The organism is Rhodococcus sp. P4_F3_2, assembly GCF_056401335.1.
Map to the genome: position 1 here is coordinate 225,407 of NZ_JBFUJN010000019.1, position 13,742 is coordinate 239,148.

The window sequence follows — 13,742 nt, forward strand, 5'->3', positions numbered from 1 at the left end:
TCAGGCGAGATCGTCTTTGGTGCGCAGACGGCGCACCGGAGCGAGGTTGATAAATTCGAAGTCGAATCCGTCGATCGACTTGCCGTCTGCAATGTTCGACGGCGTGGGTGTACCGAGCGTCACGCGCTCGCAGTAGAACGCGATCCCGTCGCCTGCCTGCTTTGAGACCCACAGGAACGCAAACTCCTCGGCCTCCCCGAGCACCCACTCGTAGATGCCGGAGCCGGGTTGCCCAACTTCGACGATGGAGCCACCCTGCAGTGCAGTGAGTACCGATGCCTTCGAGTAGTCGTAGGCCCGGAACTTCAGCGCTTCCTCGAGCGGATCGCGCAGCACCTTGTACGGCGCCGCACGGTAGTTCGACGCGTGAATCTTGGTCAGGTTCTGGCTGGGGGTCTTTTGGAATCCGGCCTCGACGCCGCCGAAGGGATCCCACGTCGCCGCGGGAATGGCGGGCGGACCGGTCACGGCCGCGGTCAGCGGCTTTGTGTTACCGGCCAGGGTGAACGCATTGGACGGGATTCCGGTCCCGGCGACGGCGCGGAAGCCGTCCCCGTCGAGCCACGCGTACGCGTCTTGGGGATTGGCGAAATTGCTCACAGGGTTTCCTCCTGGTGGGGCTCACACGGTGTGAGCGTTGATCTTTGGAATGCCTCGCCCCGGACGTGCCAGGCAGCACCCGGGACGAGGCGAATAGGGAGCTGGTCAGCGGACCAGCATTTTGAGCTCAACCCGAACGGGCGAGCGATAGAGCGGCAAATCGACACCACGAACCGTTTCCGGAAACGAGAGCGGACCCTCTTTCCACGCTGCATTCCACGTGCAGTTCCGGAACGACACGGTGCGCGCTCGGCTGAGCAACTCACCGGCAAGAGCCGCGATATTCCACGCTGCCTCTTCCGGGTCGACACCGGCATACAGATCGAGAACCGATTGATCCGTGTTGCTCGTGATGACTTCGAGGGAGGGGGCGTAGACGTCGATCTGCACCATCGGGTTGCGGAGCATCGGATCCCTACCGGGAGTGGTCACCGGCCGAACCTTCACGAACGGCCTGGTGATTCTGTCCGGAGTGTCGCGAGTACTGATCAGCGCAGGTGGCACCAGTCCGGTGAACTCGGCATCGCCTTTCAGGTACTCACGCACGGCGGCAGGCGGGTACGGAAGAACGATTCTCATCGCGGCCTCCATCCCGAGTACTCACCGTGTCGCGAAGCTGCGTTGGTCACGACGGCGTGGGGCGGGGTATCGATCGTCCCGTATTCCTTGAAGATCGCGTCCTCGTCCTCGTCAAGCACGAACACGCGCTCCCCGTCGGTGTCGACGGTGATGCCGTCGCGGTAGTCACCGGTCAGTACGGGCGCATCCGCGCGAGCTTCCTGCGCGATCGACATTGCGATGTCGAGTCGATCGTCGAAAGACTCCGCGAATGCTTCCCCGCGCAACTGACCCGGATACGGCGTGATCCGCGCCGACATCGGTCAGGACGTAGCGTCAGCGTCGGCTTTGGCTCCGGACGACCGTGCGACCTTGCTCGGCTTGACCGCCGAACTGGAGGGGTCCGGGACCGCCGGCGGAGACACAGGCACTGCCGAGTCGAGCCCAGTATCCGGGTCAGTTTYGACGGACACGGTTTCCTCGGCAGCCTCTGCATTCTCGCGGGCGAGGTGCTCGAGGTGCAGGGGCGAACCGGACGCGGTCGAGACCGTTCGACCGTCTTCGGTCTTCAAGCGGACAATGTTTTCAGAACTGGTAGTCATGATTTCTCCTCTAAGTCGTTGGCGTTGCGGACAATTGCCGCGATGTACACAGGACGTCGAGAACCGCGCATTCGACGCCGCTCTCTCGGGGTGCCGGTAATGGTGAAAATTTCGCCATCTTCCTCGCGCCGGAACTTGTCCCGGCGCGCCGGAAACGGCGTCAGTCCCGGGGTCAGCAGAAGGACGTACGACCCGACGACGTGACCGGGCTCGAACTCGGTGTTGCCAGCATCAACCGATGATGCCGAGAGTTGCCGCTGATGAAGCGATCCTGTCCACTCGAACTCGCTGGGCGCGACGGGGACCCGGTTCCCGGTCGATTCGTCGGTCAGTGGTTCGTTCTCCCGAATCAGTGTCCACTTCTCAGTCTGAGGCCTCATCCGCTCAGACTCACCACGTACGCGCCACCCGGAGTAAAAGGCGGCGACAGCTTGGCGATCTGCTCCGGGGTGATCGCGATGAGGTCAGAGGCATTCGCTTTGAAGTACTCGACCGTGCTCTCCGGGTATTGCTCCGACTTGATGCGCAGTCCGGTGCGCATCGCGTCGAGAGCGGAGAGAACAACGTCGATACCGACGCCCTTTGCCCGCGAACCTTTCAGCTCGCCGCTCGCGAGACGCTCGGCCAGCATCGGGATCTGGTCGAGCATCTCGTCACAGGTGCGTTCGATGAACCAGTTAACCTGTGCCAGTTCAGGTTCAACCAGGGTCTCCCCCAGTTGAACCTGAACTGCGACGGGAGTCAGCAGGCTCTCGATGGTGACGGGATCGTCAGCCATCGACGATCTCGCTGGCGCCGGTGTCGATGTTGCGGCGCACAGTCACCTCGATGTAGCCGCCGTTGCCGTCGGGCTTGTGGGAGATGTATTCCTCGACTCGTTCTTTGTTTTCGCCCTTCGGCGTGCGCTTCGCGGACGTGCGGCCAGCGGTCGCCTTCGTTGGCGCAGCTGCGGGCTCCGGCGTCGGCGGCGGCGTGGCCGCGCCCTCGTCGCCGACGATAGCGGTGTCGGGGACAGTGACCGTCTCGGCCGGAGTCGTGTCGGTGGTGGCTTTCTCTGCCATGACGTGAGTTCCTCTCGATAGTTCGAACGTGTGGTGCGGGGCCGTGGTCAGGCTGCGACGACGCCGCGCAGACGAGCAGCTGCCTTTCCGCCGAACGTCGCGAGACCGGTGTAGAACTCGATCCGCGTACGGTAGGCAGGCTTCTCCTGCAGCTCACCCAGGTCGTACACGTCTACGCCGCCGTTGGTCAGGCCGGTGACGGCCTTGTCGCCTTCGTCCTGACCGAACTTGACGGCGTAGATCGAGGTCGCGTCCGTGGCAGTGCCCTGGGTTTCGGTCTGCGGCAGAACCGCCACCCCGGCCGGCGTCTCGCCGGGGTCGAGGACGGGGATGCCGTTCCACTGGAGTACTCGCTTGCCGGTCATGTCCTCGCGGACCATCTCGACGCCACCGATTTCGCGGCCGGCGGCCTTGATCAGCGCGTGGATGGTGCGGTTGGCATAGAACGCTCCGTTCTCGCCGGTCAGGCCGGGTACCTGGGCGACGAGGAGATCGAGCTTGTTGAAGAACGCCTTCGCAGCGGCGGGAGTGCCGTTGAAGACCGGCAGACCGTTGACTCCAGCGTCGAGAACCTGCGCGCCGACGAGACGCTTTTTGAGCCCGTCGAAACCGAGCGGGTCGACCGCGACGTCGCCGTTGAAGAACGCGTCTTGGTACTTGTATGCGGCAGCCTTGACCTTCATCGAGGTCTGAACCGCGCGTTGGTCGTTGAGGTTTCCTCGGGTCTTGGCGATGAAGCGGTCGACGTCCGCGTCGCCACCGAGAATGACGAGCGTCTCGGTGCGCTGGACGACGGTGCCGGTCGACTCGTTGTACTTGCCGTTGACGGCGCGGAACTCGACGCCAGGCAGGGTGCCTTCGGCGTTGTACGCGTATGCGTTGCCTTCGATCGGAAGGAACGGAATGCGGTCCAGGATCGAGGACTCCAGCACGAACGTCTCGATGACGCCCTTCTGCAGAGGAGTGTTGGACAGCTTGGCTGCCTCGACGAGAGTGAGTGCCATGGTGGTTGTGCCTTTCTGGTTCGCCCGCTCGTCGAGTGCCGACCGGGTGTGACGTTATGTGCGAGAGGTTGTTTCGTAGCCGAGCCGGATGTTGCCCATGCCGGGTTTGGCGTCGGTGTGATCGGAGCCGCGGTGCCCGACCCCGGCGGTGTAGTCAGCGGAGCCGTCCAGGCGTAGGTCCTTCTTGACGCTCTCCGCGTCGGCACGGACCTCTTCCTCGTTCGAGCCGCGTAGTCGATCGACCCAATTCACGGGGATACCTACATCCATCGCGACGCGAAGGCGAAGGTTCTCGGCAGTCAGGTCCGCATTGGTGGTCTTGAGGGTGCCGTTCTCGGTTTCCAGTTCACCGGCGCGTCCGGCAGTTTGCTGGGCATCACGCGCAGCTTTCTGCTCGGGTGTCAGGCCCTTGTCCTGGAATTCCTGCAACTGGGCTTTCAGGGACTGGTTCTCGGTGTCCAGCGCCTGGCGAGCGTCACGCTCTCTGGCGAGGTCCGAGAGGACCGCTGCCTTTCCGCCCTTGCCGTCGTCTCCGCCGGTGTCAGCGCCTCCCGCGCCGCCCCCGCCGGTTCCTCCGGTACCGCCTGCTCCGGTGCCGTCGGTGCCGCCGGCATTCGCGCCAGCAGCTCCAGCTCCGGTGGCTGCTCCGCCGCCGCCGTTCGTCCCTCCGGCTCCGGAGTCGTCGGCGTTGAAGTAGCGCAGCCAAGGTCGCTTGACGTTCATGATGTTTCTCCGTCTCGGAGTTGCCCGCTTCGCCTCGCGCGTCGCGGTGGAAATCCCCGCCGCGTGGGTGGGGAAGAATGTGGACATGACAAAGGCCCCGGAGCAATGCTCACGGGGCCTTCGGTCTGTGACTGTCAGTCAGTCGGCGGTTTCTTGCCGACCATCTTGTATGCGGCGATCTCGCGCTGCGGGACAGGGATGCGCTTGCCGAGCAACTTCTCGGTGGACTTGCGTGCACGCGTCATCTGCTGGGGGGACTTCTTGACAGGGCGGAGCTTCATCCGGCCTTCGGTCAGTGCGCTCATCATTCACCGTCCTTGTCGCTGATCACGCTTGCTTGGATTCTCCACATCTGAAGTTCCGTGTCAAACACTACGCCGAAGATGAACAGCTCGCGAGCATCGATCAAGAGAAGCTCACGCTCACTGGCGCTGGCCTTTGTCAGATCTTCACCGAGCATGATCGCCGGTGTGCCTTCCGGTACCAGGATGTCCAGGATCAACGGATCCTGCCTGTCCACAATCTTCGGCGGGTCTTTGAGTCCGCTGGTCGACATGAATCCTGCTTCGCGCAGGAACTCGCCAATCAGATCATCCGAGATTTGCGAGGTGTGCAAGCCCAGGTCAGAGGCTTCGGTCTCTCGACTGGTCCGGAACGTCTGCGGCAGCGGAAACTTGTTGATCGCCCCGCGGAGAATATCGATCTGATCTGCAATCTCCGGCGTCATCGGGCCGTCACCGCGAAGCGCCCTGTTGATCTGAAGGTACGTTCCTGCCGTGTAATCGAGAATCGTCTGCCGTTCCGCTGCTGTGAGCAGCGAATGGTCCTGATAGACGGTGTACTCGTGCGGATACGCCACATTCTCGAACGGATCATCGCCGTCATCTCCACCAGTCACCGAACGATCATTCCCTGTCGTCGGCGGCTTCGGCGGCTTTTGCCCACCTCCGCCTGTCGCAGACCTCGACCCCGACGATGGACCGCCGGCGGGAGAGACCGAACGAACGCCCGCAGGCGGGACTCGATCCACGACGTAGCCGTTGAGCTGCAACAGGCGCAGCGCGTCGGCCTGGTCTTCGGCGATCTCGTAAATCGCTTCCGGCATCAAACGTGGTGTCGTCGCGGCGTCACGGCCGCGCGCGATGATCGCCCTTCCGGCGACTCCCCGTTTCGTGACGCCCTCGGTCGTGGTCAGCAGTTCGCGGCCATAGACGTTGCGAGTCTGCGCAACTCCACCCGCCACGGATAGTCCACGGCGAGCGTTGACGACCTGGTTGATGTCAGCGCCGTCGCGGATCGCTTGCGCGCCTGTGGCGGTGAACCAACGGTCCTGCTCGGGAGCGGTGAGGCTGTCGAAGTACTCGCGGGGATCGGTGCGCACGTCGCGTGCGGTGTTCTCCCGCGAGGGAATGTGCCGGCAATCGCATCCGGGGTGCCGAAGGAATCCGGTGTTGTAGCGGTAGAACTTCCCTGCGAGCACCGCACACTTCGGACACGACGGCGGGTTGAGCATCCGCACGTACCCAACGTCACGGCGAGCGGCGATCGACAAGGATGTCGCGACGCGGGCGACGTCCGCGATCTGCGTCTGAAACCGTGTCAGCAATGCTGAGAGTCCAGATTGCCAGGCGTCGAACATGACCGTGCTGTCGACGGTCTCGGCTTGGCCGATCTTCGCTTTCGTGCGGATGATCGCGCCATACATCAGCGAATCCAGCGGCCGACCGTCCGACGCGACCCCGACGAGGGGGCTGGGATCGACTTCGACGTCCGGATCGACCGGGGTTCCCATCTCGGCCAGCGCCGCCGATACGTAGTCCTCGGTTCCGGCGATGGCGCGGGATTGGCCGGCCACCGCCAGAGCTGTCAGTTGATCGACGTGTTCGGACCACCAGAAGTCGAAATCCAACGGCGGGTGCTCTCCCCAGATCCGCTTCGCGGTGAGCAGGACAACGCCCATGATTTTCTGTTGCTCGAGGTAGTACTCACGCGTCGATTGAGGCAGCATCGGGAACCACCTCTGCATCCATGGGTTCGGTGCCCGACGTCAATTCCTTGCGGGCCGCGGGTGTGAGTGTGCGCATCGCACGGTCGATCACGTCGTTCGCGTCGTCGCGCTCGACCTTGATCTGCGTCATCCAGCCCTCGACCTTCGGAGGTGTTGCGCCGGGGATCATTTCGAATGCCGCCTTGCGCGGGAAGCCAGTCGAGATGAGTTTGACGATGGCATCGATCGTCTGCGAGAACGGACGCACAGCGTCGTCGCCCCACACGATTTCGGACGAATAGTCATCGCCACCTGCGGCACCTCGGGCACGGTTTCCGAGTCGGCACACCGTTTCGAGTGCTTCACCGGCGCTGGACTGGAGATCTTTGACCAAGTACTTCGTCGTCGTGTCCGCACCTTCGAGCGCGTCCCCGGACAGGTTCGCCATCCGGTTCAGGCTGTATTGCGGCGGGGTCTGGGCGATGGCGAAGAACGTGGTCATGAAGTCCTGGTACACCTTGACGTAGTTGTCGAGGTTCGACTCGGCCATGTCGAAGACTTTCGTGTCCTTGCCGGGGAGCACCAGAGCGCGATCGACTCCGATTCGGCCAGGAGAGTTCAGGATCGGGATCGGGCGCTGGTTCTCGTCGAACACCAGCTTTCCGTCGAGATGCTTCTTGAAGAGGACGTTGCCGTCCTGGTCACGGGCGACGGGGTCGTAGCCGGTGAACACGCGCTGACGGTAGGCCGAGAACTGCATCGCAAGCAGGGTGTTAAAGCGGATGGTGTTGAGCGCATCCTGCTGCGGCATCAACGGTTCGAGGGCCGAGTGCGGAACACCATCGGCATCGACATTGATGTCCGACGCGACGAACGGCAGTTCACCGAGACCATGCCTGCCTTGATCCACCAGCTCCCATGTCCCGCCGGTGAAACCGTTGCCCTTCTTGCGGAACTTCACCCACTCTTCGTGGTCGTAAACGTAGGCGAGCTGGATTTTGCCTCGCGACACCGAGTCCGGCAGCCACAGCGACGAACCAGCCGCCGAGTCCGGATCGTCCATCTCGACGGTCTTGACCGCGAACATGTTCTCGAAGGGGTTCTCGGGATCGGGTTCGAGCCACACCCGTTTGCCGTTCTCCACTCGGATGATCGGTTTGGCCCGGTTGCCGGGGTTCTTCGACACCGACCAGATACCGCGACCGTGGGCCATCATGTTCAAGAACACGATCGGGGCGCGCACGTCGAGTTTGTTCGGCTGCCACACAGAATTCCAGGTGTCGAGGTCGACCTGGCCATCCTTGCCGCCTCGGCGGATGCCTTCGGGGCGCATACGCTGGACGGGAGCTTTCATCGCCAGCGCCAGCCAGTTCGCGATCGACTGGTCCTGGAGCGCTTTGTACTCAGCGTTCACGCCTTCGGGTGCGTACGGCCCGTCCTGCTTGCCCAAGAGGTAGTTCTCGCGGCGTTCCCACTGTGGCCGCTGCTTGTCCAAACCAGCCAGACCTACCCTGAGATAGTGACGTGCCGTCGTCTCTTTCACCGCGATCTCCTATTCAGTTGAATCCGTACATCGCGTGCGAGATCGATTGCGACTCTTCGGGCTCCCAGCCCTTCGCCGCGGCATCGGCTGCAGCTTCGTGGGCGAGGACCGCAGCCACACCGGCGTCGATTTTCTGGTGATACGCGCCGGCGGGTTTGCCGATGATGTATTTGTCACCGCGAGCGGCCATCTTCCGGATGTTCTTCATGTGTGTCGTTGTGATCGGGCAGCCGTCCTGCTTGATGCGCCTGGTCTTGAGGTCGGTCAGGAACCGTTCGAGAGCCGAGTGCATCTGCACCGTGCGGAAGGTCGACCACTCGACGACGATCTCGTCGCCGTACTCGTTCGCCCAGTCCCCGATGTCGGACTGCCAGTCCTTGGGGTCGCAGTACATGCGGCGAACGTTCCATTTGCGGAAGATGTCGTCGACCGCGATGTGGACTTCGTGGCGCGGGATTCTGCCGCCCCACGCCTTCGGATCCCAGATCGTCGGGAGGTTGTTCGGACCGTAACGCGGAGTGAAGATTCGACCGGACTGCGTCTCGCATTTGATTGCGGTCCAGTCGTCGTTCTCTGAACCGTCGAACCCGACAGCGATCGAAGTACCCTTGCGGGGGTTGTTCGTCCACTTGCTCTCATCCTGAGGCATAGCAGCTCTCCCACAAGTTGTCCGGCAGCCACGCGCCTTGTCCGGTCTCCTCGAAGTTGCCGTAGAACCGTTTCGCCTGCGCGGGATCGGTTTCCATGAGTTCGGCGATTTCGGCCTCGATCGAGTTGAGGTCGATCCATGTGCAGCCCGCGTAAACGTGCTTGAGAATCTGGCGCCTCTCGCGCCGATTCCCCCACGACAAACCCGCCGGCGGCTTGCGCAGAAACTTGAACACGTCTTTCGACGTTGACTCGTAAGTCCTTTGCGCATAAGAGTTTATCGACGGATCCCACATGTTCGAGTACTCGATGCCGCGGCCCTGCATGCCGGCCAAACCGCGGCGTTGTGTCTCCGCAACTTTGATCAGTTTGTTCGACTTCGTGTACAAACCGCTCTCGTCGTTCAGTACGAACGAGACCGGGTTACCGAGTCGAGAATCTGCGGACGCGGTGACTCTGTCGATCCTGTTGTCGTCTCCCGGCAGCCTGATGAATCCCTCGCGGATCAGCATCACGTCACCGAGCGGGCCGTTCTTGATCATCGTTCGGAGCGGCCGGTACACGTTGTCGACTTGCTCTTCCGATGTAGCAGTCAACTGGATCAGCGGCGACGGGTGTGGCATTCCCATCGGTTCGCCTGGCATGTACGCGTGCTCGAAACCGCAGCCACAGCCGTAGTCCGCGCACGAATACCCGTCGTCTTTGCCCGCCCAGCCCGCAAACAGTGAGGGCCCAACCGCTTCGACGCAGGTGGTGACTGCGCCCTGCGGGCCCTTGCCGGATTTCTGCGGGCCGATGATCTGCGATCGTCGATACCTGAATGCCTGGTTGCGCATCGGTTTCTTCGGCTGCCACTTCGCAGTCGGCCGAACCTCGTAATGCTTGGCCGTGCACCAGAACTGCCAATCGACCTGGACATACGGCTTGCCCTGATCGAAACCGTCCGGAATCGAGCAGTGCGCGGAGATCCAAGGATCGATGACATCACCGAGCGTGGGGAAATCGACGACGTACGAGTCAGTCGCCGGCATTGTCGTCGACGGACCGCAGGCGTCGGACAGGAGCGGACTTGCGGGCGTTCTTTCGAGTCGCCCCCTGATCAGACGCGCCGTTCGGATCGTCGACCAGATCTTCCGGCACGATCACCCATCCGTTCTCCTTCAGTCCGGCAGGGGTGAGTCCGATCTGGTCGGCCAACCGCGTCGCGGCAGCTGCCGTCGCGGCCGGCGCATCGGCTGCTTCCATCTTCACCGACCATCGAACCCAGAGAGCGACGGTTCGCCAGCGCCATGACTCGCGAATCCACTGCGATGCCTGGGGTGTTCGCCAGGCCTCGCCCCACACCTCGAGCTCACGGTCATTGCTGCCAGCGAGCGGGAACCGCGGGATCTCCCCTTGGTATCCGAGTACTGCCAACTGCCGTGCCTTCAGGTTTCGAGCGTCCGATCGCGCCGACATTGCCGACGGAGCGGGGCCTGACCTGTTTCGTGCACCTCCGTGGGTGGTCATCTGAACTCCTTCAGCGGCCTCGCGCCGCGCCGGATCACCGGACAGCCTCGCGCTGTCCGGAACGAATGAGATGGTGCAGTTCCCCTGGCTGGTTTTGAACCAGCTGCCTCGTCCTGGTGCACCAGTCCGCGCTCTAACCGATTGAGCTACAGGGGAATCTATTCAGTTGTTGGTTCAGCGACCCGTCAGGGCAACGATGCTGAACCACCCGCTGCGCTGAGGCAGTCGGGAGATTTGGGAGGTCAGACGCGCGGCGGCCAGTTCCAATGACCGGGCGTCGGCACTTCGGCAAACGGCACCAACTGGTTGAAGAACATGCCCGTCGGATTCAGGACACAAAGCCCGACGTGAGTCTTCCTCGGATCAGCCAGTTCCGGAGGTTCGTCGTACGTGCAGGTGATGACCGCAGCTCGTGGTTCTGGCAGGTACTCGCCGTTCGGCGTTCCGTAGGACTGGTAGTGGACGATACGTCCGATGGTCGGCTTCATTCCGCTACTGCTCCTTCGTGAGTGCCGCGACGACTGCGGAGAACACGTCGTCCTTCAGCTTCTGATCGGCCGGCAGAATTGCGTAGTCGACCAGACACGGATGCGTTTTGGCTGCGGGATCCTTGACCGGGCCGTACCGCCATCCATCAGCTCGCTTGAACTGGCACCACGACTGGTGAAGCTGCTCCGGAGTCGCACCCTCAATCGCCTTGCGAACTCCGTCGACAGCGGAGTCGCGTTGCCACGGAGGCGCGTCGTCCCAGGGTGGAGAGATAGCAGGATCGCCCGTCTCGATCTGTAGAGCACGGTTGGCTTCGTGGGTGATTCTGGCGATCGCTTCGAGCTTCATTCGATGGGGCCTTTCGGTCGAGTTCGGTTGGTGGTCAAACGTTTTGAACCCTCCGCACCAGACAGAGGCCTCCCCCGCGGCGGCGGCGTTTTTCCTCCGCCAGGGGGTACCCCCCACCCTTTGCATCGCCGCAGGTCAGCGAGGTCGTTGCGGTGGCGAACGAGTTGCATCGTCGCAGGTCAGGGGCGTGCAGCTTTGCGGCTGTTGCAGCTTCGACACAGCACCGCCAGAGGGCCGCGTGGGCTGCCTCCGCGATCGATCGGGGTGATGTGGTCGGCGGTGAGGTCTTCGGCGCTGTGTGGCGCGATGCGATAGCCGGGGCACCAGTTTCCGTGCGCTCTGCGGTGCGCGTCTACGGCTTCCTTGCGCCGCTTTCGCTCGCTCCAATCCCTCGTCACCTTGGTCGGCGTCGTGCGTCGCTGGTGTGCGTCGCGCGCTGACTGGTGCGCTCGGCAGCGGGGTGCGGGTTGGATGTTGGGGCAGCCAGGCTCGGAGCAGACTCGGTTACGTGCTCGGGTCATCGTCGAGGCGGACCCATCGAGCTGTGTCCTGGTCGACCACCCATCCGGCCTGCCGGTTGAGGATGGACTGAGCGAGCGGCGCGAGGTAGTCGGTGACGGTTTGGAAGTGGAGGGGCTGGTCGACTGCGCCGAAGGCCAGGCCGTTGAGCCACTTCGCGAACGCCTTCACCTCGTCGGTGTCGTCGGTGGGGTGTGGCGGTTGCTCGTGCTCGATGCCGGCCAATCCTTCTGCGATGCGATCTCGTAGTTCGTCCTGGATCTCGGGCACGGTTGACCTCCATCGTGATGGTCTAGCGATTGGTCCTGCGTCTAGCTGCGCAGCTGCACCTACCCGGAGATGCAGGGGGTCTTGGGTGCGCTTTCATTCCGAGTCCGGTGGATGCTCGACGACCGGAGCGGTTGATGTTGACGCTGCAGGTTCTCGCGACCACCGCGAGAGATTAGGGATGCGCTGGGGTCTCAGGTTCTGGACACACTTCTAGCGCGAGATCCATAGTGCACGAGTGGACACGGCGACGCAACAGCAACCGTCACACCTCAGCGTTTTGGGTTTCTAGCTCCTGTCCCTCTGCTTGTTCAGTGCTCGTCTTCGTCGCCTCGGCCTTGCGCGCTTCAGCTCGGATTGGCCTGAACTTTCGGTCTCGCAGTTTTCGCCAGAAGTACTCCACAGGAATAACACGGCGCACTATCACGCGAACCCAACGCGAGTAGCTAACGGGGTAGGTGTCGTATCCCGCAGGGAATCCGAGCCTGATCAAGATCATTCGATCTCGCCTCACCAAACGCCGAGCCCAGGAGAACACCTGTATCGACACCATGGCGTACAGCATGATCGTCACCGCTACCGCATCGAGGATCACGTCACCCCAGTCGAACTCACGAGGGCGTAGCCCGAAGTAGTTGCTGATCCTTCTCGTGAAGGCGATTAGCAACAGATACATACCGAAGGAAATGACCACATTTCCAGCTACATGCTTGGGCAAGCGCACCAGGCGAAGTACGGCGAGATCTACAGCCGCTAATTCATTGTCCCGTTCGAGAGTCCGACGGACTCCGATGATGTCGACGCGGTCGATTACCTTTCCCTGGCGTTCGATCCGAGCAGCCAGTCGACGCTCGCGAGACCAGTGCTCCCAGACTCCGGGAAGACCCCAGAGTCCGAAGGCGATAGCGAACAGAGCTCCGACCGCGCGGATCATATCCATCGACGGAGCTTAGGTCACCGCTCGACCTAAGTTGCTTCCTGCCAGCTACGGCCAGTCACGATGTTGTGAATCTGTGACTTTCCGACGCCGTAGTTGTGGGCGAGCGCTCGCATCGACATTCCTGTCGAATGGTCCGACCGGATGGCCCTCACCTGTTTCCAGGTGAGTGCCGCTCTTCCGTTGGCCTCACCGCTGACGTTTGCGGGCTCGCTCGCTTCCGACTCTTCCTCCGGCGCGGTCTCGTAATCGATCACTCGCGAGAGCGTCAGTAGATTGTCTTGTGCCCAAAGGTCGTTGCACGACAGGCATTTGCATCCGTCGAGCGTCATCTGCAACGCCGCTTGCCGGACGATCTCTCCGGCTGAGTCCTTGCGGTGGACGTATCGTTCGCCGCATTGCGGGCACGGTGCGATGACTTCGAGTTTGCGTTGCTTCACACCTTCGACGAGTTGCTCCGCTGCCACTTGCCAACCTTCGAGCTCTCGCGCGATCAGTCCGCCGTACATCAGCCAGATCTGGTCGTTCGGCCACTGGTACTCAGCGAAATTGCGAAGTCGGGCGGTGGTGGTCCCGGCAGTGTCGAAGATGATGCCGTAAGCCACGACGTCGACGCGGCCCTGTTCCCCGTCGAGCCCGAACTGCCCTGTCCACCACGCGACTCGTCGATCGACTTCGGTCACCCAGTCGAGTCCGTCCACCCACACCGGCGGTAGCGATCGGGCGACACCTCCGGTCGAGGTGCCTTGTTGGCCGGCGAGATCAGATCGCATCTCGTCGTAGACGCTTGGCCGGTGAACGCGGACCAGCCGGGGCCAGCTGTAGCCGTCGTCTTCGTCGACTGTCATCACGGTGTGGACGCCGGCGCGTTCGTCGATGAGTCCGTAGATCGCCGCTGCGATTCGCTCGCCCAGTTCTTCCGGCGATTGGGGGGTGAAGGTGATCAC

21 protein-coding genes and 1 tRNA gene are annotated in these 13,742 nt (G+C 62.6%); all 22 read right to left on the reverse strand.

The features are described from left to right. The 22 genes from AC1DWA_RS21015 to AC1DWA_RS21120 all read right to left on the reverse strand — a co-directional run bounded on the left by AC1DWA_RS21015 (position 1) and on the right by AC1DWA_RS21120 (position 13,742). Positions 1-600, reverse strand: coding sequence for a hypothetical protein (locus tag AC1DWA_RS21015; protein WP_166813832.1), 600 nt, complete (start codon positions 598-600; stop codon positions 1-3). 105 nt (positions 601-705) lie between these two features. Next, entirely contained in the window at positions 706-1,179 is a 474-nt protein-coding gene (locus tag AC1DWA_RS21020; protein ID WP_477846959.1) for a hypothetical protein, read from the reverse strand. After that, entirely contained in the window at positions 1,176-1,478 is a 303-nt protein-coding gene (locus tag AC1DWA_RS21025) for an HK97 gp10 family phage protein (RefSeq protein WP_166813836.1), read from the reverse strand. The genes AC1DWA_RS21020 and AC1DWA_RS21025 overlap by 4 nt, the downstream gene beginning before the upstream one ends. Before the next feature lie 3 nt (positions 1,479-1,481). Then, on the reverse strand, positions 1,482-1,760 hold the full coding sequence (locus tag AC1DWA_RS21030) for a hypothetical protein (protein WP_477916978.1): 279 nt from the start codon (positions 1,758-1,760) through the stop codon (positions 1,482-1,484). Next, the gene (locus AC1DWA_RS21035) at positions 1,757-2,140 is read right to left on the reverse strand and encodes a hypothetical protein (protein ID WP_477846961.1); all 384 of its coding nucleotides are present in this window, start codon (positions 2,138-2,140) and stop codon (positions 1,757-1,759) included. Before AC1DWA_RS21035 ends, AC1DWA_RS21030 begins: the two co-directional genes overlap by 4 nt. Then, a complete protein-coding gene (locus tag AC1DWA_RS21040) occupies positions 2,137-2,538 on the reverse strand; it encodes a hypothetical protein (protein WP_477846962.1) in 402 nt (133 codons plus the stop codon). Before AC1DWA_RS21040 ends, AC1DWA_RS21035 begins: the two co-directional genes overlap by 4 nt. Next, positions 2,531-2,821, reverse strand: a complete 291-nt coding sequence (locus tag AC1DWA_RS21045; RefSeq protein ID WP_477846963.1) for a hypothetical protein — start codon at positions 2,819-2,821, stop codon at positions 2,531-2,533. Before AC1DWA_RS21045 ends, AC1DWA_RS21040 begins: the two co-directional genes overlap by 8 nt. A gap of 47 nt (positions 2,822-2,868) precedes the next feature. Next, positions 2,869-3,825, reverse strand: coding sequence for a major capsid protein (locus tag AC1DWA_RS21050; protein ID WP_477846964.1), 957 nt, complete (start codon positions 3,823-3,825; stop codon positions 2,869-2,871). Positions 3,826-3,879: 54 nt separating this feature from the next. Then, positions 3,880-4,548: a hypothetical protein gene (locus tag AC1DWA_RS21055; protein ID WP_477846965.1), complete on the reverse strand. Its 669-nt coding sequence runs from the start codon at positions 4,546-4,548 to the stop codon at positions 3,880-3,882. A 134-nt stretch (positions 4,549-4,682) separates the two neighbouring features. Continuing rightward, a complete protein-coding gene (locus AC1DWA_RS21060) occupies positions 4,683-4,856 on the reverse strand; it encodes a hypothetical protein (RefSeq protein ID WP_477846966.1) in 174 nt (57 codons plus the stop codon). After that, positions 4,853-6,556: an ADP-ribosyltransferase gene (locus AC1DWA_RS21065; RefSeq protein ID WP_477846967.1), complete on the reverse strand. Its 1,704-nt coding sequence runs from the start codon at positions 6,554-6,556 to the stop codon at positions 4,853-4,855. The genes AC1DWA_RS21060 and AC1DWA_RS21065 overlap by 4 nt, the downstream gene beginning before the upstream one ends. Then, positions 6,534-8,078, reverse strand: a complete 1,545-nt coding sequence (locus AC1DWA_RS21070; RefSeq protein WP_477846968.1) for a phage portal protein — start codon at positions 8,076-8,078, stop codon at positions 6,534-6,536. The genes AC1DWA_RS21065 and AC1DWA_RS21070 overlap by 23 nt, the downstream gene beginning before the upstream one ends. 13 nt (positions 8,079-8,091) lie before the next feature. Next, on the reverse strand, positions 8,092-8,727 hold the full coding sequence (locus tag AC1DWA_RS21075) for a terminase (RefSeq protein WP_477846969.1): 636 nt from the start codon (positions 8,725-8,727) through the stop codon (positions 8,092-8,094). Continuing rightward, positions 8,714-9,757 carry a terminase gene (locus AC1DWA_RS21080; protein WP_477846970.1) on the reverse strand — a complete coding sequence of 348 codons (1,044 nt, stop codon included), beginning with the start codon at positions 9,755-9,757 and terminating at the stop codon, positions 8,714-8,716. Before AC1DWA_RS21080 ends, AC1DWA_RS21075 begins: the two co-directional genes overlap by 14 nt. Beyond that, on the reverse strand, positions 9,744-10,235 hold the full coding sequence (locus AC1DWA_RS21085; protein WP_477846971.1) for a hypothetical protein: 492 nt from the start codon (positions 10,233-10,235) through the stop codon (positions 9,744-9,746). Before AC1DWA_RS21085 ends, AC1DWA_RS21080 begins: the two co-directional genes overlap by 14 nt. A 79-nt stretch (positions 10,236-10,314) precedes the next feature. After that, a tRNA-OTHER gene (locus AC1DWA_RS21090) sits at positions 10,315-10,391 on the reverse strand. Positions 10,392-10,477: 86 nt separating this feature from the next. Continuing rightward, positions 10,478-10,723, reverse strand: a complete 246-nt coding sequence (locus AC1DWA_RS21095; protein ID WP_477846972.1) for a hypothetical protein — start codon at positions 10,721-10,723, stop codon at positions 10,478-10,480. A 4-nt stretch (positions 10,724-10,727) separates the two neighbouring features. Beyond that, a complete protein-coding gene (locus tag AC1DWA_RS21100) occupies positions 10,728-11,072 on the reverse strand; it encodes a RyR domain-containing protein (RefSeq protein ID WP_477846973.1) in 345 nt (114 codons plus the stop codon). Between the two features lie 179 nt (positions 11,073-11,251). After that, positions 11,252-11,593 carry an HNH endonuclease gene (locus tag AC1DWA_RS21105; RefSeq protein WP_477846974.1) on the reverse strand — a complete coding sequence of 114 codons (342 nt, stop codon included), beginning with the start codon at positions 11,591-11,593 and terminating at the stop codon, positions 11,252-11,254. Continuing rightward, the gene (locus tag AC1DWA_RS21110; protein WP_477846975.1) at positions 11,577-11,861 is read right to left on the reverse strand and encodes a hypothetical protein; all 285 of its coding nucleotides are present in this window, start codon (positions 11,859-11,861) and stop codon (positions 11,577-11,579) included. Before AC1DWA_RS21110 ends, AC1DWA_RS21105 begins: the two co-directional genes overlap by 17 nt. A 262-nt stretch (positions 11,862-12,123) precedes the next feature. Then, positions 12,124-12,798 carry a hypothetical protein gene (locus AC1DWA_RS21115; protein ID WP_477846976.1) on the reverse strand — a complete coding sequence of 225 codons (675 nt, stop codon included), beginning with the start codon at positions 12,796-12,798 and terminating at the stop codon, positions 12,124-12,126. Between the two features lie 26 nt (positions 12,799-12,824). Next, positions 12,825-13,742 carry a DUF7340 domain-containing protein gene (locus AC1DWA_RS21120; protein WP_477846977.1) on the reverse strand — a complete coding sequence of 306 codons (918 nt, stop codon included), beginning with the start codon at positions 13,740-13,742 and terminating at the stop codon, positions 12,825-12,827.

Excerpts from the sequence above, each read along its gene's own strand:
- AC1DWA_RS21020 (WP_477846959.1), bottom strand. The coding sequence starts at position 1,179 with ATGAGAATCGTTCTTCCGTACCCGCCTGCCGCCGTGCGTGAGTACCTG.
- AC1DWA_RS21025 (WP_166813836.1), bottom strand. The coding sequence starts at position 1,478 with ATGTCGGCGCGGATCACGCCGTATCCGGGTCAGTTGCGCGGGGAAGCA.
- AC1DWA_RS21035 (WP_477846961.1), bottom strand. The coding sequence starts at position 2,140 with ATGAGGCCTCAGACTGAGAAGTGGACACTGATTCGGGAGAACGAACCA.
- AC1DWA_RS21040 (WP_477846962.1), bottom strand. The coding sequence starts at position 2,538 with ATGGCTGACGATCCCGTCACCATCGAGAGCCTGCTGACTCCCGTCGCA.
- AC1DWA_RS21045 (WP_477846963.1), bottom strand. The coding sequence starts at position 2,821 with ATGGCAGAGAAAGCCACCACCGACACGACTCCGGCCGAGACGGTCACT.
- AC1DWA_RS21050 (WP_477846964.1), bottom strand. The coding sequence starts at position 3,825 with ATGGCACTCACTCTCGTCGAGGCAGCCAAGCTGTCCAACACTCCTCTG.
- AC1DWA_RS21055 (WP_477846965.1), bottom strand. The coding sequence starts at position 4,548 with ATGAACGTCAAGCGACCTTGGCTGCGCTACTTCAACGCCGACGACTCC.
- AC1DWA_RS21060 (WP_477846966.1), bottom strand. The coding sequence starts at position 4,856 with ATGATGAGCGCACTGACCGAAGGCCGGATGAAGCTCCGCCCTGTCAAG.
- AC1DWA_RS21065 (WP_477846967.1), bottom strand. The coding sequence starts at position 6,556 with ATGCTGCCTCAATCGACGCGTGAGTACTACCTCGAGCAACAGAAAATC.
- AC1DWA_RS21075 (WP_477846969.1), bottom strand. The coding sequence starts at position 8,727 with ATGCCTCAGGATGAGAGCAAGTGGACGAACAACCCCCGCAAGGGTACT.
- AC1DWA_RS21080 (WP_477846970.1), bottom strand. The coding sequence starts at position 9,757 with ATGCCGGCGACTGACTCGTACGTCGTCGATTTCCCCACGCTCGGTGAT.
- AC1DWA_RS21085 (WP_477846971.1), bottom strand. The coding sequence starts at position 10,235 with ATGACCACCCACGGAGGTGCACGAAACAGGTCAGGCCCCGCTCCGTCG.
- AC1DWA_RS21095 (WP_477846972.1), bottom strand. The coding sequence starts at position 10,723 with ATGAAGCCGACCATCGGACGTATCGTCCACTACCAGTCCTACGGAACG.
- AC1DWA_RS21100 (WP_477846973.1), bottom strand. The coding sequence starts at position 11,072 with ATGAAGCTCGAAGCGATCGCCAGAATCACCCACGAAGCCAACCGTGCT.
- AC1DWA_RS21105 (WP_477846974.1), bottom strand. The coding sequence starts at position 11,593 with ATGACCCGAGCACGTAACCGAGTCTGCTCCGAGCCTGGCTGCCCCAAC.
- AC1DWA_RS21115 (WP_477846976.1), bottom strand. The coding sequence starts at position 12,798 with ATGGATATGATCCGCGCGGTCGGAGCTCTGTTCGCTATCGCCTTCGGA.